This is a genomic window from Lysinibacillus sp. FJAT-14222 (assembly GCF_001278875.1).
GTDB lineage: Bacteria > Bacillota > Bacilli > Bacillales_A > Planococcaceae > Lysinibacillus > Lysinibacillus agricola.
Genome location: NZ_LIYL01000050.1, coordinates 121,747 through 148,511, shown reverse-complemented (window position 1 = coordinate 148,511; position 26,765 = coordinate 121,747). Strand labels below are relative to the sequence as shown.

Sequence of the window (26,765 nt, the reverse complement as noted above, 5' to 3'; positions counted from 1 at the left end):
ATGCGCGTAACACAATCCATGTTATCGAATAACATGCTTTTAAACTTAAATAATAGCTACGGTAAAATGTCCAAGCTACAAGACCAAATCACTTCAGGTACAAAGATTACTCGTCCTTCTGATGACCCAGTTATTGCAGTAAAAGGCATGGGCTATCGCCGAGATTTAGGTCAAGTAGAACAATATACACGTAATATGAATGAGGTTAATAACTGGATCGATACAACTGACGAATCGCTAAATCAAGTTAGCGAACAAATGAAGCGTGTTCGTGAGCTTGTTATTCAAGCAGCTAATGATACGAATACTCCAGAAGAACGTGCGAAGATTAAAACTGAAATTGATCAAATTCGTCAGCAAATTCAGGATATCGGAAATACAAAAATTGCTGATCGTTATATTTTTAGTGGTACGAACACTAGTAAGCCATTATTTGTTGAAGCTACACCGCCAAATGCTGATGGTATTAAAATTATAAATTCAGATATAAATGCGCCTAATGGTGATGTAGAAATTGAAGTATATGATAGTATTCAAATGAAAGTGAATACTCCTGGAGCTGAACTATTTCAAAATATTGATGATATGATGGGGAAAATTTCAGATCTTTTAGATCCTGAACGTCCTGGTGGTCCAGCTACTGGTGAAGAAATCGGTAATGCGCTTGGAGGAGTAGCGGAACAAAGCACTGGAGATGATATTACTGCAATCCATAATAAAATTCTCGAGGCTCAGGCTGATGTCGGGGCACGTCAAAACCGTGTAGAATTAATGGAGAATCGTCTTTCTATTCGTGAAATCGGTGTAACAAAGCAAATGTCCGATAATGAAGATGTTGATTACGCAAAAGCAATTACAGAAATGATCACTCAAAATTCCATTCATCAGGCTGCATTATCTGTAGGTGCACAAATTATTCAACAAACATTAGTAGATTTTATTAGATAAAATAGTCTTGCCTATTTAAATTTGAGTCAGATTTGAGAGATTTTAACGAATAAGATTAAAAGAAGCGTTTGGACATTTTGTTCAGACGCTTTTCTTGAAAGGAGATGTTTTACATGAGACTCCCGCAAATTCAAATTCATACAACCGATGCGAAAATAGACCTGAATATATCTAAGCCACAACAGTATATTAAACAACCAAACGCAACACAGCATATTAAACAACCCGCAGCCATTCTCGAAATAAATACAACTCGCAGTGTACTAAAAATCGATTCTTCTCAAGCCAGACGTGATTTAGGTTTAATTGGTCCCTTTGAATCAAGCGCGAATTACGCAGAACAAGGTAAACAAGAGGTTCTAAGGGGGATGGCGCGAAGAGCAAGAGAAGGGCGCCAGATGATGGATAATTCCGGTAAAGGGCATGGTCGTGCTACAATTCAGGGTATTGCAAAACAAAACCACGGTCCTCACCAAGCGCAATTTAATATTAAGTTTGTCCCATCTGTAGGATCAGTCAAAATCGACTATACGCCTGGGACAACGGACGTTAATATCCAGCGTAGAGAACCAATTATTGACGCAAAGGTGAACAAACCAATACACGAATACACGCCAGGTAAAGTAACTGGTACAATGGTACAAAGACCAGATGTTAACATCGATGTCGTCATTTAAAGGAGCGTATAAAAGAATGAAAATTGCTACTAAATTTTTAGGGGAAGTCGAAATATCTGAACAAGACATCCTTACGTTTGAACAGGGACTATTAGGATTAGAGAATGAAAAAAAATTTGTCATACTACCTATAGATGCTGATCTTCCTTTAGCAATATTACAATCAGTTGAGCACACAGAAATTGGTTTTGTAGTTGCCTATCCGTTCGTCTTCAAAAAAGATTACAGCTTTGATATAAGCGAAGATGATCGTGAGCAGCTACAAATTGAGAAGGAAGAGAATGTACTTACATACTCTATCGTAACAATGAAGGAAACATTCCAAGAATCAACGATTAATTTGCTGGCACCTATAATCGTTAACATGGATAAAAAATGTGGTAAACAAATTGTCCTGCAAGATAATAAATCCTATCCACTACGCTACCCAATGCAAACATTGGAAGGAAGTGCGAAATAATGCTAGTGCTCTCACGTAAAAAAGATGAATCTATTATGATAGGCGACCAAATTGAAATTAAAATATTAGCAGTGGATGGCGAGCAAATTAAAATCGGCATTGTTGCACCAAAAACAGTGAAAGTACATCGATCCGAAGTTTTTGAAGCCATTCAAGCACAAAATAGAGAAGCTCTTTCTACCTCATCAAGTTTCTTAGAGCAGCTGAAGAAAAAATAATTTGGAATCTATTACATAAAAAAATAAAAAACTTTCGAAATACTATTAAACATTTCCAACTAAATACGATATATAGATTGTAAGGGGCAGGAAGTACATACATACTACCTAATCCGAAATTCCACACGGATGTGGAATAACAAAACAAACATTCAAGGAGGAATTCCAAATGAGAATTCAACACAACATTTCAGCTTTAAACACACACCGTAACCTAGCATTCAACAACACTCAAGCTTCTAAAAACCTTGAGAAATTATCTTCTGGTTACAAAATCAACCGCGCTGGTGACGATGCTGCTGGTTTAGCAATCTCTGAAAAAATGCGTGGACAAATCCGTGGTCTTGACATGGCAACTAAAAACGCTCAAGACTCAGTATCATTAATCCAAACTGCTGAGGGTGCATTAAACGAAACACACTCTATTCTACAACGTATGCGTGAACTAGCAGTACAATCTGCGAATGATACAAACGTAGAATCTGACCGTGAAGCACTACAACTTGAAATTAAATCACTATCTGACGAAATTACACGTATTGCTGACAACACAGAATTCAATACACAAAAATTATTAGATGGTACATTTAAAGGTTCACGTACAGATACTGTTACAGGCGGAAATGCAACTAATGCTAATGGTAAAGTATTCCATATCGGTGCAAACTCTGGCCAATCTATTAACTTAGCAGTTGGTACAATGACTGCAAATGCATTAGGTGTAAATGTTCAGGACACTGCAGCTTCTGTAACATCTATTTCATCACCAGGTGAAATCGGTGGAGGTATTAACATTACAACACAAACAGCTGCAGATAACTCAATCTCTATCATTGATTCTGCATTAAACCACGTATCTAAAACTCGTGCATCTTTAGGGGCTGTTCAAAACCGTTTAGAGCACACAATCAACAACTTAGGTGCTACATCTGAAAACTTAACAGCTGCTGAATCTCGTATCCGTGATACAGATATGGCGAAAGAGATGATGGGCTTCACAAAGAACAACATCTTAATGCAAGCTGCACAATCTATGCTAGCGCAAGCTAACCAACAACCACAAGGCGTTCTTCAATTATTAGGTTAATCATCTTAAAACGAAAAGGTACAAAAGGGATTATTCCTTTTGTACCTTTTTTGTGTTCATAGGGAGGCAGAATTAATTACTTAGCCAATGCCTTTCTCATTAAAAGCAAAAGAAAAAATATTAATAAAAAATATGTAGATTAAGAAAATCAATAAAAAGTCGATAATAACAAAGAGGTGGTTTATGTGGCTAAGTATACAATCGAGAAGATTGTTGCAAAAACTGGTCAAGAGGTTTATCGTGTGAATAACTATTATTTACACAGTAAATATGACCCGATAAGTGAGGCAGGACGTTTAGTAGAAAAGGAATATAAAATTAATTGTATACATATATTATTTGGTTATGGGAATGGATACATTTTAGATGCATTATTGGATAAAGTAAAAAATGAGTCAATCATTATTATAGACCCATTGTTAGATGATGGGACGCTTCAAGTTTTTGCAAGGCATATGCAACTGAAAAACGTATATTATTGGTCTGAACACCATAATAATACGCTTGGCTTTGTAATTTCAAAGCTTGCAAATGGACTGAACTTAAAAATTCATGTCTTTGCTTCATCTAATTATAATCAGATATTTAAGCAAGAGTATAAAGAAATTTTACTATATATAAGAGATTTTCAAAATAGAATGCAAGTTAACTATAATACAGAAGTTCAATTTTCTAATGAGTGGCAACAAAATTTCACAAAAAATGTGTTGCAAATAGCTAAGGATAATACTCTATTATCACTGGAAAATAAATTTGATTTACCAGTTGTTTTAGCTGCTAGTGGGCCGTCATTAACAAAGCAATTACCTTTATTAAAGGAAGTTGAACAAAATGTATTAATTATAGCAGCTGGATCTACTATAAATGCTTTACTAGATGCCAATATTGAGCCGGACTTTGTGATCTCTATAGACGGTGGAAAATGGAATTATGAGCACTTTAAAAACTTGAGTTTACAAAATGCAAGACTGATATATGCACCATACAATCATCCTGGAGTAAGAAAGTCTTTCAAGAAACAGGCATTCATATTTTCACAAATAGGACACGAGTCTATGGGGGGATATTTATATGAGCATATGGGAATTAATTTACCAATTATAGCTGGTGGAGGGACCGTAGCACATTATGGAGTAACTGTAGCAGGATTATTGAATTCTGGACCTATAGCTATGATTGGACAAGATTTGGCTTATACAAATAACCAAACTCATGCACAGGGGAACAAATTTATAAATACAGTTCAAGATTTAAAGGAGTTAGGAAAAGATTTATTTGAAGTTGATGGTTATAATGGTGAGCCTGTTCAAACTTCTAGAGAATTTTTATCGATGAAAATGGTATTTGAGGAAATTGCCCAATTTCATAAACCATCTGTACCTTTGTTTAATTGTACAGAAGGAGGAGTATCATTAAGGGGGTATGAGCAATTACCTTTTAAAAGCTTTATTGAGCAATACGTAGATACAAAAACTTATAAAGATTTATCAACAATTGAAACAATCAAGCCATTTAAGACAAGCGATGGCATCATTGCTATTTATAAAAATGAAGTAAAGATTATCAATGACTTACAGCGATCTATAAACAAAGGGCTTGAAAAATTAAATAAAATTCAACACAATATATACTTTGATGAAAAAACCTTGATAGTATTGGACGAAATTGAAAAGAAAATTGAAGAAAAAACAAAAATGATACAAATTCATTTTTTAATAGCACCAATTACCTACGAAGTTGCTAATCAATTTTTGCCAAAAGAATTTGAAACACAAGAAGAGACTTATAAGCGTTCTTGGAATCAAACGAATACATTATATAAGCGCTTGTTGGAGGCATTGGAAAAATCCAAAAAAAATTTACAGGGTGTAATTGATACTGTAGAAAACAATAATCAAGAGTTACTTTAACAAGGAATGAGAAAAGGGGAAACACTATGGATGACTTATTAATTGAAACAATTGAAAGTTATAACGACTATTTAGACAAAGTAATGCCAGGTTGTTTGAAAATTGCAGAATATTTACGGCAGGATGAAATAGAAAGTGCATTACAAATGATTCTGCAATTTTCAGAGGGAATGGATTGGCTAGTACAGGCATGTAATTTATTTGTACAAAATGAAGTAAGTGCTGTTTTAGAAGTTGAAACTATCCACGAATTTTTAAAAGAAGTGAATGAAGGTCTGGAAATGCAAGACTATGTAGTAGTGGCAGATATGTTTGAATATGAAGTTGCTCCTTTCTTTGGAAAAGCACAACGGGTAAAAAGTATTAAACATTAATGAATTGGGATATTATTTTGCAAAAAAACTGGGAACGTACACTACAATTGAACGACGTTTATGTAAATATGGGCCGTTGAAGATGCACTGCGATGAGCTCAGGTAGAGGCATTCAAATGATGAGATTTATAGACTGCCGAAATTATCAAATTTTTAAAGATGGTTTAATCAAAAATTAAAACGCTCATCATCAAAGGTCTATAATACAACTAGACAAGGCGCTAAAAATCAGAGGAGTTCCATTAATTTGATTAGAAACAATTATTGGCGTTAATAAAGTGAAAATAAAAAATGTAGTTTACAAGATTGGAGTAAGTCGATGACTGTGTTAAGTGGGAAAACAGTATTAGTTACTGGTGGAACGGGTTCATTTGGAAAAAAAATTACGAAAAAAGCATTAGAATTAGGTGTGAAAAAAATTATTATTTTTAGCCGTGATGAGCTAAAGCAATATGAGATGAAGCAAGAGTTTGACGATACACGTCTCCGATTCTTTATTGGAGATGTGCGGGATAAAGAACGTTTACATAGAGCATTTGACGGTGTTGATATTGTAATTCATGCAGCGGCTATGAAGCATGTGGATGCATGTGAATATAATCCATTTGAAGCGGTAAAAACGAATATTCATGGAGCTCAGAATATTATTGAAGCGGCGATAGATTGTGGTGTGGAGAAAGTAATTGCGCTTTCCACAGATAAAGCATGTGCGCCAGTAAATTTATATGGTGCAACAAAGCTAGCTTCAGATAAATTATTTGTTGCTGCAAATGCATATGTAGGAAGTAAAAAAACAAGTTTTGCTGTTGTTCGTTATGGCAATGTTGTAGGAAGTCGCGGGAGCGTAGTACCTTTCTTTAAAAAAATGAAATCAAAAGGTGTTCTGCCAATTACAGATGAGCGTATGACTCGTTTTTGGATTACACTAGAGCAAGGTGTACAGTTTGTACTTGATAATTTAGAACGTATGCACGGCGGTGAAATTTTTGTACCTAAAATTCCAAGCATGAAAGTCGTTGATTTGGCAAAAGCAATTGCGCCAGAATGTGATATTGAAATTGTAGGGATTCGACCAGGTGAAAAATTGCATGAGGCGATGATTATGGAAGATGATGCTCGCCATACAGTTGAGTATGATTCATATTATGTCATTCAACCAGAGTTTCCATTTTGGTCATCGAAATTCGCAGAAGATGGTAAAAATCTTCCGGATGGGTTTGAATATACGAGTAATAAAAATGAAGATTGGTTGACGATAGAAGAATTGCGTACACTAGCAGAGGAGATGTAGTTATATGATAGCTGTTGTCGGTGGAGCAGGTTATATAGGCTCACATGCAGTGAAATATTTAATTGAACAAGGTGAACAAGTTGTGGTTTTTGATAATTTATGCACAGGTCATCTAGAACTTGTTCATAAAGATGCTCAATTTCTAGATGGTGATTTAGCATCATTGGAAGATTTACATACTCTGTTTACACAATATCCTATAACTTCAGTGATGCACTTTGCGGCGTATGCCTATGTAGGAGAATCTGTACAAGATCCTGCAAAGTATTATCATAATAATCTTGCTAATACAATGAACTTATTAGGCGTAATGCTGACAAATAACGTGAAAAATATTGTTTTTTCTTCTACGTGCGCAACATATGGCAACCCAATAGAGTTACCGATTACAGAGCAACATTCGCAAAATCCAATTAATCCATATGGCCGAACAAAGTTCATGATGGAGCAATTAATGGAGGATTACTCTACAGCATATGGCTTAAAGTATGTTGCATTACGTTATTTTAATGCAGCAGGTGCAGATGAGGATGGGACTATTGGAGAATGGCATGAGCCGGAGTCTCATTTAATTCCTTTGGTTTTAAATGTAGCTTTGGGAAAATCGGATTCAATCAATGTATTTGGCTCAGACTTTGATACGCCAGATGGAACGTGTATTCGTGACTATATACATGTGACAGATTTAGCGGATGCACACCATAAAGCCTTACAGTTTTTAATTAAAGAACAACAAAATCTTCAATTAAATTTAGCAAATGGTGCAGGCTACTCAAATTTAGAAATAATTAAGATGGTAGAGCAAGTAACCAAAAAAACTATACAATATCAATTAACAGATCGTCGTTCAGGTGATCCAAGTAAGTTGATTGGTTGCGCGGACAAAGCAAAGGATATCATAAATTGGGTTCCTAAATATAACTTAGAGCAGATTGTTGAAACAGCCTGGCATTGGCACAAGAAGAAATTTGGGGGTACTTTATGAAAAAACGTATTTTAGTAACTGGAGGAGCGGGTTTCCTCGGTTCACATTTAATCGATAGATTATTGGAACAGGGACATGACATTATTTGTATGGATAATTTACAAACAGGCTCTATAGATAATATTCAGCATAATTTAGAAAAGATTTTATTTATTAAGCATGATATTACAGAGCCTTTACCAGCGATAGGGCATGTGGATGAAATTTATAACTTGGCATGTCCTGCAAGCCCTATTCATTATCAAGCAGACCCTGTTCATACGTTTAAGACAAGCATACTAGGAGCATTGCATTTATTAGAGCTAGCAAAACAAACAGGAGCTAAAATTTTCCAAGCTTCTACATCAGAGATATACGGTGATCCGTTAGTACATCCGCAGCCAGAACATTATTGGGGGCATGTAAATCCAATAGGTATTCGAAGCTGTTATGATGAAGGAAAACGCGGTGCAGAAACATTATTTTTTGATTATGCAAGAATGTATGATATTGAAATTAAAATTGTACGTATTTTTAATACATATGGTCCCCGAATGGATGCCAAGGATGGACGAGTTGTAAGCAATTTTATTGTGCAGTCATTGCAAAACAAGCCGTTGACAGTTTACGGTGATGGTCAACAAACGCGCTCTTTTTGCTATGTTGATGATTTAATAGAAGGATTTTTAAGATTAATGGCTACGCCAAAAGATATTACAGGACCTGTAAATCTAGGTAACCCGAATGAATTTACAATGCTAGAGCTTGTAGAAAAGGTAGTGAAATGGACGGGGAATAAAACGCCTTTACAATATGAACCACTACCACAAGATGATCCAAAACAGCGCAAACCGATGATAGATGAAGCAAAGCGTACATTAAACTGGGAGCCACAAGTTATGTTAGATGAAGGGCTTCAAAAAACAATTGCTTATTTCAAGGAGCGAGTGTAAATGAAAAAAGTACGTAAAGCTGTTATTCCAGCTGCTGGATTAGGAACTCGTTTCCTACCAGCAACAAAGGCACAGCCGAAGGAAATGTTACCAATTGTTGATAAGCCAACGATTCAATATATTGTAGAAGAAGCGGTTGCAGCGGGCATTGAAGATATCATTATTATAAGTGGACGCAATAAAAGATCAATTGAAGATCATTTCGATAAAACATATGAACTAGAAGAGTTATTAACGAAAAAAGGAAAATGGGATGACCTTGAAGAAATTCGAGCAATCTCAAATTTGGCCAATATCCATTATATACGCCAAAAAGAGGCGAAAGGGTTAGGTGACGCAATTTATTGTGCACACCGTTTTATTGGTGACGAGCCTTTTGCAGTGTTATTAGGTGATATTATTTTACAAGCTGAAACACCTGCATTAGCACAATTAATTGAAACATATGAAAAAGAGCAGGCATCTGTTATAGGTGTACAAGCAGTGGAAATGGATGTAGTACATCAATATGGGGTTATTGATCCGAATGGCGAAATTGAAGAGGGGAAAGCAATAGAAGTGAAAGGCTTTGTTGAAAAACCAAAAGCTGAAATGGCCCCTTCAAATTTAGCCATTATGGGTCGATATATACTTACACCAAATATTTTTAATGCTTTAAAAGTAACACAGCCAGGAGCAGGTGGCGAGATTCAATTAACAGATGCTATTGAGTTATTAAATCATTCAGAACGTATTGTAGCACATGATGTACAAGGTAAACTCTATGATTGTGGTAGCAAGTTTGGTTTTGTACAGGCAACGGTTGATTTTGCATTAGAACGAAATGATTTAAAAAATGAAGTATTAGCTTATATAAAAAAAGTAGTGACTGAGGTGGAGGAAGTATGACAAACGTAGCGGTGATTGGTACAGGGTATGTAGGACTTGTTACAGGTGTAGTATTATCTGAGATTGGTCATACAGTAACTTGTATCGATTTAGATGAACAAAAGGTAAATTCATTAAAATTAGGAATGTCACCAATTTATGAACCAAGCTTAGATGAATTAATGGTGAAAAGCATAGAATCTGGTCGCCTGTATTTTACAACAAATCATCAAGAGGCTTTTGTAAATGCACGTATTGTATTTATCGCTGTAGGTACACCTCAAAGTGAGAGTGGAGCGGCAGATTTAAGTTATATTCAACAAGCTGCAAAGGATATTGCATTAAAAATTGTTAACGACACGATTATTGTTGTGAAAAGTACGGTTCCTATAGGTACGAATGATCTAGTAGAAAAAATTATTTATGAAAATTTAGTGGCAGATGTAGACGTAAATGTAGTATCAAACCCAGAGTTTTTACGTGAGGGTCATGCAATTCATGATACATTCCATGGAGATCGTATCGTGATTGGTGCTGAATCTATTGAAGCTGGTGATACGATTGAGCAATTATTTAACCCGTTAGAAATACCGGTTGTACGTACAAATCGTCGAAGTGCTGAGATGATTAAATATGCGGCAAATGCCTTTTTAGCAACAAAAATAAGCTATATTAATGAAATTGCAAATCTTTGTGAAAAGATGGGGGCTAATGTGCTCGATGTAGCAGATGGTATGGGATTAGATCATCGTATTGGACGTGCCTTTTTAAATCCCGGATTAGGATATGGGGGTTCTTGTTTCCCGAAAGATACTGAGGCAATTGCTTATTTAGGGAGGCAATATGAAACACCATTAACAATTGTAGAAAGTGCTATAAAAGCAAATTTCCATCAAAGAGAATTATTTTTACATAAAGTGTTAGATTATTTTCATGGCAATGTAGAGGGTAAAATCATTGGTATGTTAGGGCTTGCTTTTAAACCAAATACAGATGATTTACGAGAAGCACCATCGCTTTATTTAATTGAAGAATTAGAGAAACGAGGGGCGATTGTAAAGGCTTATGATCCTGTTGTAAAGAATTTGAAACAGTGTGTGTGCTCTGTACAGGAGGTATTAATAAATTCAAATGCTGTATTACTTGTTACGGAATGGGATGAGTTTAAAAAAGCGAATATAGATAACAGTGTGATTTTTGATGGTAGATACATTTATGGAAAATAACAGAAATGAGTGAGGGAATTGAAAGGTATTATTCTTGCAGGTGGTAGTGGTACACGTTTATCCCCACTAACAAAATCTATTTCAAAACAATTGTTACCTATTTATGATAAACCAATGATTTATTATCCATTATCAGTTCTAATGTTGGCTGGCATTAGAGAAATATTGGTAATTAGTACCCCTAGAGATTTACCGATTTTTCAGGAATTGTTAGGAGACGGATCTCAATGGGGTATGACATTAGAATATGCTCAGCAAAAAGAGCCGAGAGGACTTGCTGATGCTTTTATAATAGGTGAAGAATTTATAGGAAGTGACTCAGTTTGTTTAATACTAGGTGATAATATATTTTATGGCCAAGGATTTACACCTGTTTTAAAACAAGCAGCTGCTTTAAAGGAGGGAGCACTAGTATTTGGATATCAAGTTAAAGATCCAGAACGTTTTGGTGTTGTTGAGTTTGATGGAAATTTAAATGTAGTTTCTATTGAAGAAAAGCCTATGAAACCTAGATCAAATTTTGCAGTTACGGGTTTATATTTTTATGATAATGATGTAATTTCTATAGCTAAAAATGTGAGACCATCTGAACGTGGGGAGATTGAAATTACTGATATAAATAATGCATATTTAAAAAGAAAAAAATTAAAGGTTCGACTTCTTGGGAGAGGATTCTCTTGGTTAGATACAGGTACATTTGAAAGCCTTTTGGAAGCTGGGCAGTTTGTGGAGACTGTTCAAAAAAGACAAGGTTTTATGATTGCTTGTTTAGAAGAAATCTCTTTGAATAATAGTTGGATTACAAAGGATGAAATTATTGTTAAAAAAGGGAACAATACATATTTTAAATACCTACAATCTTTGAAGGAATGAATAAATTTCTATGGATATTTCTGTCTTCACTTTAAACGATTGTAAAATTTCCTATCTATATTATTAACAAAAAAATGAGAGTAATACATATATAGGACTGATTCCATTCAATGAGATGCAATGATTGTTTTTTGATGAGTCAGAAGGAAATATAAGACCTAAAACGAACGTTATTTTTAAAATACAAGGTTTAAAAACAAATACTGATACATTTTTGCAACCAATATTAAATCAAAATGAACATAGTATATTAGGACTTATTATTACAGAAATAGAAGGGGAAATATACTAGTGCAGATGAAAGTAGAACCATGAAACAAGAAAATTATCTAAATTTCCCCAACGGTTAGGCTACCGAAAATAATTTTAAAAGTGTTAATAAAGGAAAAATAGTGAGATGTATAGATCATTTGCCTGGACATGATATATATTCTAAAACAATTATATATATAATTACAATCTGAGCAAGGTGTTGAATTTTTCCAAAACAAAATTTGATAAGGTTAATAATCCTAAAAATAAGAATAGAAAAAAATACAGTGGAAACATTTTTAAAAATAGAGGCGGCAGATAATTTTAAGGAAATGTTGGATTCAATTGCTAATCAAATAATATTACAGGATATTAAAATTGATACTTCTATTCTTGAACGATGAAGATTAGAGATAAATTTTATCATGAAAGTAGGGTGTAAATATGATACCAGTTACACAGCCTTTTATGCCTTCAAAAAAGGAATATGAAAAATTATTAGAGAATCTTTGGGATACTAAATGGTTGACAAATAACGGACCTTATGTAGTTGAATTGGAAAAAGAACTTTCAGAAAGATTAGCAGTACATAATTTAACATATGTTACTAACGGAACATTGGCGCTTCAATTAGCTATTAAAGCTTTAGACTTACAAGGAGAAATAATTACAACCCCATTTTCTTTTATCGCTACTACGACATCAATTACATGGGAAGGATGTAAACCTGTATTTGTTGATATTGATCCCACAACATTAAGTATTGATCCTGAGAAGATTGAAACTGTAGTTACTACAAATACTGTTGCAATTATTGCAACGCATGTTTTTGGTATTCCTTGTGATGTTGAAAGAATAGAAGCGATAGCCAATAAGTATAATTTGAAAGTAATATATGATGGTGCGCATGCATTTGGAGTAACTTATAAGGGGCGATCTATTTTCAATTACGGTGATATTTCAACGTACAGTTTTCATGCAACAAAAGTTTTCCACACTGTGGAAGGCGGAGGAATTACATGCGCTAATAAGAATCTTGCAACAAAAATTGAATTATTACGAAGTTATGGTTATGTAGGTGAAGATTATTATTTACCTGGAATTAATGCAAAAGCAACAGAATTTCATGCTGCAATGGGGATATGTAATTTAAATTATATTGAGCACAACTTAGAAAAACGCAAAGAAATAAGTGAATTTTATAATAAGCTATTACCTAGTGATATCCATGTGATTTATATTACAGAAAATGTTGAATACAACTATGCATATTACCCTGTTTTATTCAACAGTGAGGATACTTTATTAAAAATAGTCTCAGAATTGAAATCCAAAGAAATTCAAACTCGTCGTTATTTTTACCCTTCTTTAAATAAATTACCTTATCTTAAGGACAATAATGACTGTCCAGTTTCAGAAAGTATTTCAAAAAGAATCCTCTGCTTACCTTTATATGCAAATTTAGATAAAAAAATAGTAAAAAAAATATCGGACATCATAAATTCGATAATTGAGGAGGAAAGCTAATTGAATCTATTAGTTACAGGTGGAGCTGGATTTATTGGTTCTAATTTTATTATTTATCTACTAAGTAAGTACCCAAAGTATAAAATTGTTAACTTAGATCTATTAACATATGCTGGTAACTCTAATAATTTAAAAAATGTTGAAAATCATCCTAATTATGAGTTTGTTAAAGGTGATATTTGTAATCGTGAATTAGTGGAGTTCTTATTTGAAAAATATAATTTTAATGGTGTTTTTCATTTTGCTGCTGAATCACATGTTGATAACTCGATTAAAAACCCAGGTGTATTCGTGAAAACTAATATTAATGGTACATATGTATTGTTAGATGTTGCAAGAAACCATTGGATGAAAGCACCGAATAATTTTAAAAAGGAATTTGAAAGTGCTAGATTCCACCATATTTCAACAGATGAAGTGTATGGATCCTTGGAAAGTGAAGGTTATTTTACAGAAGATAGTCCATTTGCTCCTAATAGCCCTTATTCCGCTAGTAAAGCAGCTTCTGATATGTTAGTTAGAAGTTATTATCATACATTTGGAATGAATGCTGTGACAACAAATTGCTCAAATAACTTTGGACCGGGGCAACATAGTGAAAAATTAATCCCAACAATTATTCGTAAAGCGATAGCATTCGACCCTATTCCAATTTATGGTTCAGGCCAGAATATAAGAGATTGGCTATATGTAGAAGAGCATTGTCGAGCAATTGATTTAGTTTTCCACGAAAGTAACAAAGGGGAAACTTACTTAATTGGGGGACAAAATGAAAAAACAAATCTAGAAATTGTAAATGATATTTGTGGAATTTTAGATGAAAAACTCTCTCATAAATTAGAAAAAAGAAAAATGAAATCTTTTAAAGAATTGATTACTTTTGTAGAGGATCGTGCAGGACATGATTTTAGATATGCGGTAGACACAAGTAAGATTCAAAATGAACTAAAATTTGAATGTAAAACTAACATGAAACAGGTATTGAATAAACTAATAGATCAATATTTAATGGAGGGATCTTAAAATGAAGCGACAATATATTTATGGTGCAGGAGCCCTTGCTAGAGAAATTTATAGTACTATCTTATGTTTAAATAAAAGTCAAGCTGTTGCTAAATTTAATATTGAAGCTTTTGTTGTAGATCAAGCTTATTTTAATGAGCAAGATAATTTACTTATGGGCATTCCAGTTATTTCAGAGACTATCTTTTCAAATGAAGAATGGGGAAATTGTGAATTTGTAATTGGAATTGGAGAAAGTTTAGTAAGAGAAAAAATTTATAAAAAAATAGTATCAAAAGGTTCTACGTTAATGGAAACGATTATACATCCTAATGCACTAGTAATTCAAGGCAGTAGTACTGCAATAGGTTCATATATCGCACCAAATACAACAATTTCTATAGATACAATAATAGGTGAGAATGTGATAATAAATCAAAATTGTTCAATTGGCCATGACTGTAATATCCAAGATAATAGTGTGATTTCTCCAGGAGTGATTTTATCAGGACATGTCAGTATTGGACGTAGTAGTTTTGTAGGAAGTGGAGCAGTTATCTTACCAAAAGTTAATATTGGAGAATATTGTATTATAGGAGCAAATGTAACATTAAATAAAGATTTGTCAGCTAATAATAAATTATTACAGGTAACAAGGAATATAGCTGTACCGATAGAGTAAAGTCCTAATAATAATATAGAAAATTGGTGAATTTTAATGTCAAATATAGGTGACACTTTAGTAATAAAACAAATAATTGAAAATGATATGCCATTGTTTATATATGGTAGTGGTGAAGTGGCTAAATTTGTACACGAAAAGCTTAAAACAAACAATTTATGTGTGAAAGGTTATTTTGTGGATGATATTTTTTTAAACAGCTCTGATAAAAATAGTATTCTTCCATTAAGTTATATTAATGTTTATAAAGAAAAATTTAATATTGTCATGGGGCATATTGAAGGATATAAAATATCTAAAAGTGAAATTAGAAGAAGAATTAATAATATTAACTTAAATGATATTTATTATTTATCAGAAATTTATAATATGGAAGAATTATCATTAAAATTTATTGATATGAATAAAGGAAAATTTCAAAATATCAAAAATTTACTAGCAGATGAACAATCACGTAAGTCACTTACAGCTTATATAGATGCAAAAGTTTATAATAATTATAGCTGTTTAAAGGACATATATTGTGAAGAACACTATTTCCCAAAAGATATAATTTCATTGAATGAAAATGAAAGTCTCATCGATTGTGGTGCATACATAGGAGATACAATCAAAGATTTTATAGCTTTAAATAATAATAAATTCAAAAATATTATTGCAGTAGAAGCAGACCCGATTAATATGTCTATTTTAAAAGAGAACTATTTAGATGAACGTATAAGATTTTGTGAAGTGGCAGTGTTTAGTAAGAAAACTGATTTATTGTTCGATTCTTCAGAAAATATGTTATCCAAAATATCGGAAGGTAATGGTGTGCTTGTTAAGGCCGATAAATTAGATAATATTGTGAAAGAGGGTGAAGAAATTTCATTTATAAAGATGGATATTGAAGGAGCAGAAATGGCAGCATTAAAAGGAGCAGAAAAGATAATTAAAACTCAAAAACCGAAACTAGCAATTAGTGTCTATCATAAAAGAAATGATTTGATAGAAATATTTGAATATTTAAAAGGACTTGTTCCAGAATATAAATTCTATTTTAGAGTTCATAAGCCTATAGCAATTGATGCCGTTTTATACGCTGTAGCGGAATTTTGAAATTATTAATATAGTGGCTAGTGGCGAAATATTACCTATACAAACATAGAAAAGAGAGACTTTATAGCTTGAAATGTAAAAATCATTTTCAACATATATATACTATTTATAAACACATTTAAATATACCATCTACTTTTTTTCCTGGAAATAGTTTAGAAAAGAGGAATTGAATTTAATTAAAGAAAACCGAAAATTGATTTGTTTTCGTTCTTTCTTTTTTGAGGCAATCGACCTAAGCGTAGACAGTTTATCGAAGGATTCTTTTATTGTAGGTAGTGGTTTAGACCTTCCATGATGAAAGAGGGGGGAACTAATGAGGCAGTATATTAGTGAGTCTCTAAGTAATGTAAGCTACTTCCCTTATAATATAGTATGAAAAATTAAACTGGTAAGTACATACAAATAAGAATCTTATAAACAATTTATTAATGAAAATGATGATTTCTTTTTGGATCTTCGGTAAAAAGGAGATAAACAGTTCAAACATAAAACAAAGTGGAGGAAATCAATGGAGACCACTACCTTATAGGGAAATTCAACAAATTTAACTTAGCTAACTAAATCAACTAGTGTTGCTTTAGGAAAGAGCTTTTACTTAAAGGAGAATAGTATGAAAAATCAATATTGTCAGATATGCAAAGGAGACTTAGAATATTTTTTTACTAAAAGTTTCAATCTAGAAATATTAAATAAAGTGGACTATCTAAAATGCAATAATTGTGGTTTTGTTAAAGCTGATACAATTTGCAAATTGAATATAGAAAAATGGAATAGATTGAATAATGAATTTCATTCGAATTATCAATATTCTGAAATGAATATTGAAGATCTAAAATGGGTCACTAGGCTTGAAAAGCAATCAAAAATACTCAAAGAGTTTGCCGATTTGAAAATTATTAATTTAAACGAAAGTTTAGATTATGGATGTGGCGATGCAAAACTATCTAAATCATTAAAGAAAATTAGTGGCTATAATTTATTGAATTATGATAAATACATGACTGAAGAAACATATAACACTCAATTAAGAGAAAATTACTTTAACTTTTTAATCACAACTTCTGTTTTTGAACATATTGTAGATTTGAGAGATTTAGATAATATAGTTAGTTTGATAAATGAGAATGGGGTTATGGCTGTACACACATTAATTACTGAAAAAATTCCTAGAGATCCTAACTGGTTTTATTTATACCCAGTGCACGTATCTTTTTTTACAAATAAATCTATGGAAATATTGTTTAATAAATGGGGATTTAAATCAAGTTTATATCATCTTGAATCTCAATTATGGTTCTTTTTTAAAGAAAATAAAGAGTTTGATCAAAGATTTTTAAGTGAAAATAATTTATTTTATAAGGATGGCTTTATGGATTACTGGCATGTAAAGCCATATAGAAGAAATTAACTATATGTATTATATTATTGAGTTATAAGTACCTGAAAAGTATTTTTCCTCCAAAACAATATTTTAAGAAATTAACACCACTAGAAGAAATGATATGGATAAGAAAACATGAGAATTATATGCTATAGGAATTCTTATGTTTTTATGTTGCTGTAGATTTTTGAAGAGGTAAAATATACTAGTATATTAAGGAGGGAGATTAATGGAGGAGTATAGCCCACTTGTTAGTATTTGTTGCTTTACTTATAATCATGAAAAGTATATTAGAGATTGTATAGAGGGCGTTTTAAAACAAAAAGTTAATTTTGATTATGAAATAATCATTGGAGAAGATTGTAGTACAGATCTTACAAAAAAAATAATAGAGAGTTATGCTGCTTTAAACTCGAAAATTAAAATTGTTACTTCTAAAAATAATGTTGGGATGATAAATAACTTTATTAGAACAATAAAAGCTGCTTCTGGAAAATATATTGCTTTTTGTGAAGGCGACGATTATTGGGTAGATGGTAATAAATTACAAAAACAATTTAATTTTATGGAAAAAAATACTAAATTTGTTCTTTGTGGACATGCGGTTAAAGTATTAGATAATCGTAATAATATGTTTTTAGAGAACTATCAGAAATTTAATTATTCAGGTGAAATTAGTATAAACGAAATAACAAAGGAGCCATTATTTCATGCAGCAAGCTGTTTTTTTAGAAGTAGTGTTTTCGAAAACGGAATTCCTGAATATATACTGGAGGCTCCTGTTTTAGACTACTATTTACAATTGATAGCGGCGGAAAAAGGGAAAATATATTATTTCAATGAACCTATGGCTACATATAGAAGATTTACAGAAGGATCATGGAGTGAAAAAACATCAAAAATAGAAAATCAATTAGATTTTTTAGAAAGACATATTATAACTTTAGAGAAATTTAGAAGCCAAACTAATGAAGAGTACAAAGAGCATTTGTTAAAAGTCATTGAGCAATATATAGAAGAAATTAAGCACATTAAAGAAAAACATCCCAAATTTTCTTGCCCAGAAAATTATTTGAGTTTACAGAATATAGATTCCCTCGAGGAATATGATTCTATTTATATTTTTGGAGCAGGAGGAAGAGGAGAAACTTTAAAAAAGATATTAGATATAAATAAAATAAAAATTAAAGGTTTCATTGATAACAATAAAGTAGGTTTAGAGCTGTATGAAGAAAAAATATTTAGTCTATCTATGATTGACAAAAGAAGTTTAATATTAATTGCATCTGATTGGTATAAAGATATTATACAACAGTTGAAAAAAGGAGATTTTTCAAATTTCTATGTATTTTGGTTATAAGAAGAAGTTTGGATTATTCAGATAGATGAGGGATATTATGAGTGATTATAAAATGTTAAATGTTGGGTGCGGATCGACGTATCATCAAGATTGGGTTAATGTTGATTTAGTATCTGAAAGTAAAGATGTAATTGAGATGGATATTCGAAAAGGATTGGATTTTCCAAATGAAAGTTTTGATGTTGTATATTGCTCACATATTTTGGAACATTTAAGACCTGAAAAGGGCGAGGAATTTATTAAAGAAATGATTCGTGTTCTAAAGCCAAATGGCATTATAAGAGTTGTTGTTCCTAATCTTGAAACAATAGTAAAAAATTATCTATATTATAAAAAAAGAGTAGAAGAAAATTACAATCCTTATGATGAAGCAAATTATGATTGGTCTATGTTAGAGTTGTTTGATCAAATTGTACGAGAAAATCCTGGTGGAAATATGGTTAAATATATGCTAAATGAAAAAATTATTAATAAGGATTTTATTTTTGAAAGATGGGGATGGCAAGCAGAACAAATTTATTCTTTATTTGAAAATGAATTGTTATTAGATTTCTGTAAAGACAAAAAAATTGTTATTTTTGGTGCAGGATCTTATGGAAAAAAAGTAAAGCAAGCATTAAAAAAAGCAGGTATGGAAATATTTGGATTTATTGATAATGATGTTCAAAAGCAAGGTACTTTTTTTGAAGACAAGATGATTTATAATTTAGATGAAGTAATTGCAGATGATATTCTTATAGTTGTAGCCTCTTCCTGGTGGAAATCAATAGAAGAGCAATTAATAAGTGAAGATATGGAAAATGGAATACACTATTTTATCGAAAATAGAGAAATTGAAGTAACTATAGAAGACAAGAAATTTACGGAGACCTACGAGTATATTGAAAAAAAACTAGGGTTAGAATATGCTGATATCTTTAAAAAATCCTTATTTAGAAATAGGGGAGAGGTACATTATTGGATGTATGACTCGTTTTCATTAAAGAGACTTTTAAAAAAATACGGAGTGAACTTTAGTAAAATTTGTAATTCTGATGAAAGCGAAATACCAAACTTTAATTTATTTAACTTGGACACAATAGAAGGCGTAACTAGAAAGCCGGATTCTCTATTTATCGAAGGAATAAAGTAATTTTTCCTTTTATGGAGGCTAATAAAATGCACACTGAACGTATAAATATAGTTATTACATGTGATGATGATTTTATTCAACATATGGGGGTCATGTTAATATCATTATTAAAAAATACAACTGAACCTCAGAATATAAATATTTTTTTTCTAGATCACGGTATTAAACAACAAAGTAAAGATTCAATGAATAGGATATGTAGCGACTATAAAGCAACAATACATTTTTTAGAAATAGATGGGAAATTGTTTGAAGATTTTTATATAAGCCATCATATAAATCAAGTAACTTATTATAGAATAATAGCTCCTTTGGTGGTTCCTAGAAATATAAAGAGAGTAATTTATATAGATGGGGATGTAATAGTTGAAGGTGATATTAAAGAGTTATTTAGAATAGATTTAAATAATAAAGTTCTTGGAGCGATACCTGATCCTTATGGGATAGAGAGAATTCAGGAGTTGAACATTCCGAACTCGAAGTACTTTAATGCAGGTATTTTATTAATAGATGTAGAGAAATGGAATTCAAAAAACTTAACAAAAAAATTATTGGATTATATTCAAAATAACAATAAATTAAAATATTGGGACCAAGATGCTTTGAATGCAAATTTATATGATTTATGGGAAGAGTTATCACCGGAGTGGAATTACCAAACGGCAATAGCTTTGAATAAAGAATATAGTGAATTGAGTCCTAAAATTATACATTACACTGAACCTCAGAAACCGTGGCAAATTTATTGTAGACATCCTTATAGCGATAGATATTATAAGTATATTGAATTTAGTGAATGGAAACAATATAATCCTATTCCAAATAAAATACAGCAACTTTTAAAAGAAAAAAAGTATAAATATTTTATTTTTGGAACTGGAGAACTGGCTAAATCGTTTTATACTAAAGTGTCTGATGATAAAATTATTCAAGGATTTATTGATAATGATTCAAAAAAGTGGGGAAGTCTTTTTGAAAATAAACATATTAATTCCCCAAACGTTATTAATGAATTTGAAAATATAAGAATATTAGTATGTAGCTCTTATTTTGAAGAAATAAAAAAGCAACTTGAAAGTGATTATTATAAAATAGAGAATATAGATTTTTTTAAAATTAATATTGATTCGAATCAATTTCCATAAATCACATTTTCCAAGAGCTTAGACCGCTCTATTAAGAAAATTTTATTGTTTTTAGAACCCTTGATACGATGGATTAGAATTATGAAATTAACTTATACTAAAGAGATTTTGTATAAGTTTAAAAATATAGGTGACATTTTATGAAAAATGATAAGCAAATTATATTGTTTGGGACAGGGAGTTCTGCTCAGGCAACTGAAGCTTTACTTAATCGTGTAAACTTAAAGGTAGATGGCTATACCGACAATAATCAACAATTATGGGGACAGTATAAAAATGGAAAACCTATCTTTTCCCCTTCTAATTTAAATATTCACCATCATATTATAATAATTGCAAGTATGTATAAAAAAGAAATTGCAGAACAGTTAGATATGCTAGGTTTTATTGAACATCAATCATATTTATACCCAGAAAATTTTATGTTTATTAATAATAAGTATATTTATGTGAAGAAAGAACCAATCTTCCCAAAGCCTACAAATATTTTAGAAAATATAGATACGCAAGCTATAACTATTTATGATAATCAAGGAATGTTACAATACTCCAAACCTATAATACTGGACTCTAAAAGATATCCAAATTTTATTTTTCCTCAGCAAGACCATCCTAGCGGTGAGGTTTCTATTCAGGTACTTAAAGATGCCTATACTCTAGGCTATAGTGGCATGATATTTGATAACCAAGTTCAAATGGTTAAGTCATTATCTACTCTTAGCATGGTAAATATGGGTATTTGGGATGGGAGAAGATGGGATGAGTCGTTTTTTGAAAATTTAGTACCAACCCCTTTTTTAAAGAAATTAAATGGGATTAACGCTGTAACTAGTACAAGATGGAGTGGTGTTAATTACTATCATTGGATGTTTGAAGAACTGCCTCGCTTTTACATATTAAAAAAGTCTGGAATTAAGATAAATAAATTTATAAGTAATTTTAGGGGATATGACTTTCAGAAATGTTCGTTGGAGGCTATTGATATTAATCAAGATAATATAATTTCATCTAGTGATTCATATGGATTTCAAACTGAAACTCTAGTTGTACCATACTCCCCTTATTATGATTCAGGCTATGTAAGTACATGGGTATGTGATTTTTTGAGAAAAACTTTTTTAAATAAAGTCACTATGAAAGAGAATGAGTATAAGAGAATTTATATTACGAGAGGATCAGCTAGATATAGAAAAATCCATAATGAAGAAGCACTAATAGAGCTATTAAAAGCATATGATTTTAAAATCTTGGATATGGGACAATTTAATATTTATGAACAAGCCAATATATTTAATTCTGCTGATGTAATAATTGGAATTCATGGTGCGGCATTATCTAATGTTGTATTTTGTAAACCCAAAACAAAATTAGTTGAAATTTTTAATCCTTTATACATGCCTACAATGTATTGGGGTATAGCTAGTCAAGTAGGCGTAGAATATTATTGTTCAATTGGAAATAGTCTTGATACACATTTTAATGAAACAGAAATTGAAATTTTACTTTCGAAAGATATAGAAGTAGATTTAAAGCAAATTCAAAAATTTTTAACTGAATACTTATAGGGGAATGAATAAAAATGTTTGACACAATAATTATCGGCGCAGGATACGCAGGTTTAGTTTTAGCCGAACGCCTCACCTCTCAACGAAATCAAAAAGTGCTTGTAATTGAAGAACGTCAACATATTGGTGGTAATGCTTATGATCATTTTGATGAGCATGGTGTTTTGATTCATAAATATGGTCCACATATTTTCCATACACGCTCAAAAGAGATATGGGATTATTTATCACAGTTTACAGAATGGCATTATTATGAGCATCGTGTGCTCGCAAAAGTGGATGGCAATGAGGTACCAATTCCCTTTAATTTAAATACGATTGCGGAAGTGTTTTCACAGGACTTAGCTGAGCGATTACAGCGAAAGTTAGTTGATTTGCTTGGTTATAATGTGAAAGTCCCTATTTTAAAACTTCGAGAGCAAAATGACGAGGACCTAAAATTTTTAGCAGACTATGTATACGAAAAAGTATTTTTGCAGTATACATTGAAACAGTGGGGCATTGGTCCAGAGGAATTGGATCCGACGGTGACTGGTCGAGTTCCTGTTTACATTTCAAGGGATGATCGTTATTTCCAAGATCCATATCAAGGTTTACCTAAGTATGGCTATACAGAAATGTTTAAAAAGATGGTTGATCATCCTAATATACATCTCATGCTGAATACAAAATATCAAGATGTGATGACAATTTCAAAGGATGGACATACTTTGTTTGGACAGCCTTTCGAAGGACAAATTATTTATACAGGTAAGATTGATGAGTTATTTGACTTTAAATATGGGGAGCTTCCATATCGTTCATTGCGGTTTGAGTATGATACATATGATGTAGAGTATAAACAAACCGTTGGGCAATTGAATTCGCCCAATAGTTATGATTTTACACGAACTACAGAATTTAAACATTTAACAGGTCAGCAGCATCCAAAGACTACTTTAGCACGTGAATATCCACAAGCCTATGTACGTGGTGAAAATACCCCTTATTATCCGATTATCGCTAAAGAAAACCAGCAACAATATAAACGTTATAAACAATTAGCAGATGAACTAACAGATGTACATTTAGTGGGACGTTTAGCAGAGTATAAGTATTATGATATGGATGCTGTAATCGCAGCAGCTTTGAAAACTTATAAAAAATTAATAGAAAATTAGTATCTAAGGGGTTATGTTGAGAAAGGAAATCTTAACATAACCTTTTATGATAGTATATATAATAGATATATTAAGTATATAGAATGGAGGAAAACTCATGAATATTTCTGTAGTGATTCCGTTATATAATGCAGAAAAATACATAGTAGAAACATTAGATAGTTTAATGAATCAAACATATCCAATAGATGAGATTTTAGTTGTAGATGATTGTGGTCCTGATCGTTCTGCTGAAGTCGTAAAAGAGTACAGTAAGCGACATCCAATCGTTCGTTTAATTCAGCAGCCACATAATCAAGGCGGATCAGCAGCACGCAATAGAGGACTTAAAGAGGCACGTAATAAGTGGGTATTGATGATGGATGCGGATGATACGATTCATCCCGATTTATTAAGAAATCAATTTGAGCTGCTCGGACAATATTCAGAGGCTAAACCTGCTCCTGTTTGTGTACATCCTGCTTATGTTCAAACAGATGCGGAAGGTAACATTTTAGCAAACAGTGAATACAGAGGACAGCAGCTATCATACAATGAAACTTTTGGTTCTTTATTAGTAAGGAATTATATTATTACTCCTTCAGGTTTATTACTGGATAGAGATGCAGCACTTGAAATTGGAGGCTATAAAACGAACTTTTTCGTTTCGGAGGATGCTGAGTTTATTTTACGTTTATCGCGCAAAGGAACTTTTGTTTATTTAGATAAGCCGTATGTCTATTTCCGCCGTCATCCAATGAGTATTACTTCGGATTTAAAAAAGGCTTCCAATGCAGGAAAAGCTATTTTAGAGGTTTATTCAATTGACGAAATAAAGGAGGCAATTTTTAGTCGAAGTTTTGTTGAACAAAAAAATTTGCTGGATTTTATAACGTTGTTGTATCAATATCAACTATTTGATAAAGGTTTTCGTTATTTAGCCGATATTAAAGGTGATGAGTACCAACAAAGTAAGCTGTTCTATCAAGCACTTTATTATATAGAAAATAATCAAGAAATAGAAGCTTCGCGTCATCTAGATCAGTTATTAAGTATAAATGATGGTCATGGTGCAGCATTAAATAATCGTGCTGTCATTTACGCAAAGGATAATGATAGTAAAATGGCGTGTGAACTTTTGGAAAGTGCAATATTATTATTCCCAGGCTATATGGACGCGACAGATAATTTACAAGCTGTAAAAGAAGGTACGCAAGAGTACCGTTTCACTAAGCGCGAATTGCGTAAAAATTTATTAAGATATTCCTAGAGTAGGTGATAGTATGTCTTTTAAGAAAATTATTCTCATTACTGGTGCAACACGTGGCATTGGCTATGAAACAGCTGTAAAAGCAGCGAAAAAAAGCTGGACGTTAATTTTAAATGGTCGAGATGAAAAGCGCCTGCAAGAGATTAAGGAAGAATTGGAATCGCTATACGATACAACTGTACATATTCTAAGCTATGATGTTTGCGATATAGATGCTATAAAAAAAGCATTTATGTGGATTAAAAAAAATGTTGGGCAACTAGACGCTGTAGTTAATAATGCTGGCATTTTGGATGATGCATTGCTTGGAATGGTCAATGAAAAACAGGTGTCAAATACTTTAGCTGTTAATACTGAAGCAGTTATTTACCATATGCAATATGCGTCTCGCCTAATGATGAAACAAAAATCTGGTTCTATTGTTAATGTGAGCTCGATTATTGGTCGAGTTGGTAATGCTGGGCAAACAGTATATGGTGCAAGCAAAGCAGCGGTAATTGGTGCGACGTATTCTGCTGCGAAAGAGCTAGCACCTTATAATATCCGTGTAAATGCAGTAGCACCTGGGTTTATTGAGACAGATATGACGAAGCAATTGTCACAAGAGAAATATGAGCAGCGTTTATCAGAAATTAAAATGGGTCGTATTGGTACCGCTGAAGAAGTAGCTAATGTCATTTTATTTTTAGCTTCAGATTATTCTTCTTATGTAACAGGACAAGTTATAGGTGTAGATGGAGGCATGGTGATTTAAGCCATGCCTTTTATATAGGAGTTGGGATAATTGATTTCATTTCGTAAACTAGAGGAACGAGATTTAGAGCTTGTGCTAGAATGGCGTACAAGTGAGCATGTGACACAATATATGTATACGGATATAGAAAAGGATTTAGTAAACCAATATAAATGGTTTGAGAAAATTTCCAATGATGATACACAATATTACTGGATAATCGAAGTTAAAAATACGCCAATTGGTTTAATTTCACTAAATCAGTTGGATCGAACGAATAAAAAATCATCATTTGCTTATTACATTGGCGATTTAAATTATTCGATTATCGCGGGTCGTATTCACCCTTACCTTTATAATTTTGCCTTTTATGAACTTGGTTTAAATAAGGTATATGCAGAAGTCATGCGCGGAAATGATGGAATGATGAAAATGCATAAGCATTATGGCTTTACACATGTTGCAACATTTAAAGATCATATTTATAAATACGACCAATTTCACGATGTAGAGTATTTTGAACTTTTAGCTTCTGATTGGACAGAGTGTACAAAGTTTCATAAATTTAAATTAACATTTGTATTATAATTAAGTAGAAATAGCCGAAATAATATATATACAATTTGAAG

At 32.1% G+C, this 26,765-nt stretch carries 27 protein-coding genes; all 27 read left to right on the top strand.

Annotation, left to right across the window (positions count from 1 at the left end; genetic code table 11):
* The 27 genes from flgL (at position 1) to pseH (ending at position 26,724) form a co-directional block, all read left to right on the top strand.
* A complete protein-coding gene (gene flgL / locus AN161_RS21555) occupies positions 1–948 on the top strand; it encodes a flagellar hook-associated protein FlgL (RefSeq protein ID WP_053596385.1) in 948 nt (315 codons plus the stop codon).
* 113 nt (positions 949–1,061) lie between these two features.
* Entirely contained in the window at positions 1,062–1,625 is a 564-nt protein-coding gene (locus AN161_RS21550; protein ID WP_053596384.1) for a DUF6470 family protein, read from the top strand.
* Between the two features lie 16 nt (positions 1,626–1,641).
* Entirely contained in the window at positions 1,642–2,085 is a 444-nt protein-coding gene (gene fliW / locus AN161_RS21545) for a flagellar assembly protein FliW (RefSeq protein WP_053596383.1), read from the top strand.
* A complete protein-coding gene (gene csrA / locus AN161_RS21540; RefSeq protein WP_053596382.1) occupies positions 2,085–2,303 on the top strand; it encodes a carbon storage regulator CsrA in 219 nt (72 codons plus the stop codon). Before fliW ends, csrA begins: the two co-directional genes overlap by 1 nt.
* A gap of 169 nt (positions 2,304–2,472) precedes the next feature.
* Entirely contained in the window at positions 2,473–3,390 is a 918-nt protein-coding gene (gene hag / locus AN161_RS21535) for a flagellin Hag (RefSeq protein WP_053596381.1), read from the top strand.
* Positions 3,391–3,575: 185 nt separating this feature from the next.
* A complete protein-coding gene (locus AN161_RS21530; RefSeq protein ID WP_053596380.1) occupies positions 3,576–5,300 on the top strand; it encodes a 6-hydroxymethylpterin diphosphokinase MptE-like protein in 1,725 nt (574 codons plus the stop codon).
* A 26-nt stretch (positions 5,301–5,326) separates the two neighbouring features.
* Positions 5,327–5,674, top strand: a complete 348-nt coding sequence (locus AN161_RS21525) for a hypothetical protein (protein WP_053596379.1) — start codon at positions 5,327–5,329, stop codon at positions 5,672–5,674.
* Positions 5,675–5,993: 319 nt separating this feature from the next.
* Entirely contained in the window at positions 5,994–6,965 is a 972-nt protein-coding gene (gene pseB / locus AN161_RS21520; RefSeq protein WP_198926921.1) for a UDP-N-acetylglucosamine 4,6-dehydratase (inverting), read from the top strand.
* A gap of 4 nt (positions 6,966–6,969) precedes the next feature.
* The gene (gene galE, locus AN161_RS21515; RefSeq protein ID WP_053596378.1) at positions 6,970–7,950 is read left to right on the top strand and encodes a UDP-glucose 4-epimerase GalE; all 981 of its coding nucleotides are present in this window, start codon (positions 6,970–6,972) and stop codon (positions 7,948–7,950) included.
* Positions 7,947–8,882: a UDP-glucuronic acid decarboxylase family protein gene (locus AN161_RS21510; RefSeq protein ID WP_053596377.1), complete on the top strand. Its 936-nt coding sequence runs from the start codon at positions 7,947–7,949 to the stop codon at positions 8,880–8,882. Before galE ends, AN161_RS21510 begins: the two co-directional genes overlap by 4 nt.
* Positions 8,883–9,770, top strand: coding sequence for a UTP--glucose-1-phosphate uridylyltransferase GalU (gene galU / locus AN161_RS21505; RefSeq protein ID WP_053596376.1), 888 nt, complete (start codon positions 8,883–8,885; stop codon positions 9,768–9,770).
* Positions 9,767–10,975 carry a UDP-glucose/GDP-mannose dehydrogenase family protein gene (locus AN161_RS21500; RefSeq protein WP_053596375.1) on the top strand — a complete coding sequence of 403 codons (1,209 nt, stop codon included), beginning with the start codon at positions 9,767–9,769 and terminating at the stop codon, positions 10,973–10,975. The genes galU and AN161_RS21500 overlap by 4 nt, the downstream gene beginning before the upstream one ends.
* Before the next feature lie 18 nt (positions 10,976–10,993).
* Positions 10,994–11,848, top strand: a complete 855-nt coding sequence (gene rfbA / locus AN161_RS21495) for a glucose-1-phosphate thymidylyltransferase RfbA (protein WP_053596374.1) — start codon at positions 10,994–10,996, stop codon at positions 11,846–11,848.
* 124 nt (positions 11,849–11,972) lie between these two features.
* Positions 11,973–12,140 (top strand): hypothetical protein, encoded by a 168-nt coding sequence (locus AN161_RS30360; protein ID WP_201406626.1) that lies wholly within the window; start codon positions 11,973–11,975, stop codon positions 12,138–12,140.
* Positions 12,141–12,544: 404 nt separating this feature from the next.
* On the top strand, positions 12,545–13,627 hold the full coding sequence (locus AN161_RS30220) for a DegT/DnrJ/EryC1/StrS family aminotransferase (protein WP_053596373.1): 1,083 nt from the start codon (positions 12,545–12,547) through the stop codon (positions 13,625–13,627).
* Entirely contained in the window at positions 13,628–14,650 is a 1,023-nt protein-coding gene (gene rfbB / locus AN161_RS30215; RefSeq protein ID WP_053596372.1) for a dTDP-glucose 4,6-dehydratase, read from the top strand.
* Between the two features lies 1 nt (position 14,651).
* A complete protein-coding gene (locus AN161_RS21480) occupies positions 14,652–15,311 on the top strand; it encodes an acetyltransferase (protein ID WP_053596371.1) in 660 nt (219 codons plus the stop codon).
* A 36-nt stretch (positions 15,312–15,347) separates the two neighbouring features.
* On the top strand, positions 15,348–16,409 hold the full coding sequence (locus AN161_RS21475) for an FkbM family methyltransferase (protein WP_053596370.1): 1,062 nt from the start codon (positions 15,348–15,350) through the stop codon (positions 16,407–16,409).
* A 612-nt stretch (positions 16,410–17,021) separates the two neighbouring features.
* Positions 17,022–17,819: a methyltransferase domain-containing protein gene (locus AN161_RS21470; RefSeq protein ID WP_053596369.1), complete on the top strand. Its 798-nt coding sequence runs from the start codon at positions 17,022–17,024 to the stop codon at positions 17,817–17,819.
* A gap of 202 nt (positions 17,820–18,021) precedes the next feature.
* Positions 18,022–19,152: a glycosyltransferase gene (locus AN161_RS21465; protein ID WP_053596368.1), complete on the top strand. Its 1,131-nt coding sequence runs from the start codon at positions 18,022–18,024 to the stop codon at positions 19,150–19,152.
* Positions 19,153–19,189: 37 nt separating this feature from the next.
* Entirely contained in the window at positions 19,190–20,284 is a 1,095-nt protein-coding gene (locus tag AN161_RS21460; protein WP_053596367.1) for a methyltransferase domain-containing protein, read from the top strand.
* Positions 20,285–20,310: 26 nt separating this feature from the next.
* Complete coding sequence (locus AN161_RS21455) at positions 20,311–21,429, top strand: glycosyltransferase family 8 protein (RefSeq protein ID WP_053596366.1); 1,119 nt, start codon at positions 20,311–20,313, stop codon at positions 21,427–21,429.
* Between the two features lie 140 nt (positions 21,430–21,569).
* Positions 21,570–22,994, top strand: a complete 1,425-nt coding sequence (locus AN161_RS21450; protein WP_053596365.1) for a glycosyltransferase family 61 protein — start codon at positions 21,570–21,572, stop codon at positions 22,992–22,994.
* A gap of 14 nt (positions 22,995–23,008) precedes the next feature.
* Positions 23,009–24,154 (top strand): UDP-galactopyranose mutase, encoded by a 1,146-nt coding sequence (glf, locus tag AN161_RS21445; protein WP_053596364.1) that lies wholly within the window; start codon positions 23,009–23,011, stop codon positions 24,152–24,154.
* A 97-nt stretch (positions 24,155–24,251) separates the two neighbouring features.
* Positions 24,252–25,403 carry a glycosyltransferase gene (locus AN161_RS21440; RefSeq protein WP_053596363.1) on the top strand — a complete coding sequence of 384 codons (1,152 nt, stop codon included), beginning with the start codon at positions 24,252–24,254 and terminating at the stop codon, positions 25,401–25,403.
* Between the two features lie 13 nt (positions 25,404–25,416).
* Entirely contained in the window at positions 25,417–26,157 is a 741-nt protein-coding gene (locus AN161_RS21435; RefSeq protein ID WP_053596362.1) for an SDR family NAD(P)-dependent oxidoreductase, read from the top strand.
* A gap of 30 nt (positions 26,158–26,187) precedes the next feature.
* Complete coding sequence (pseH, locus tag AN161_RS21430) at positions 26,188–26,724, top strand: UDP-4-amino-4,6-dideoxy-N-acetyl-beta-L-altrosamine N-acetyltransferase (RefSeq protein ID WP_053596361.1); 537 nt, start codon at positions 26,188–26,190, stop codon at positions 26,722–26,724.
* Positions 26,725–26,765 lie beyond the last annotated feature (41 nt).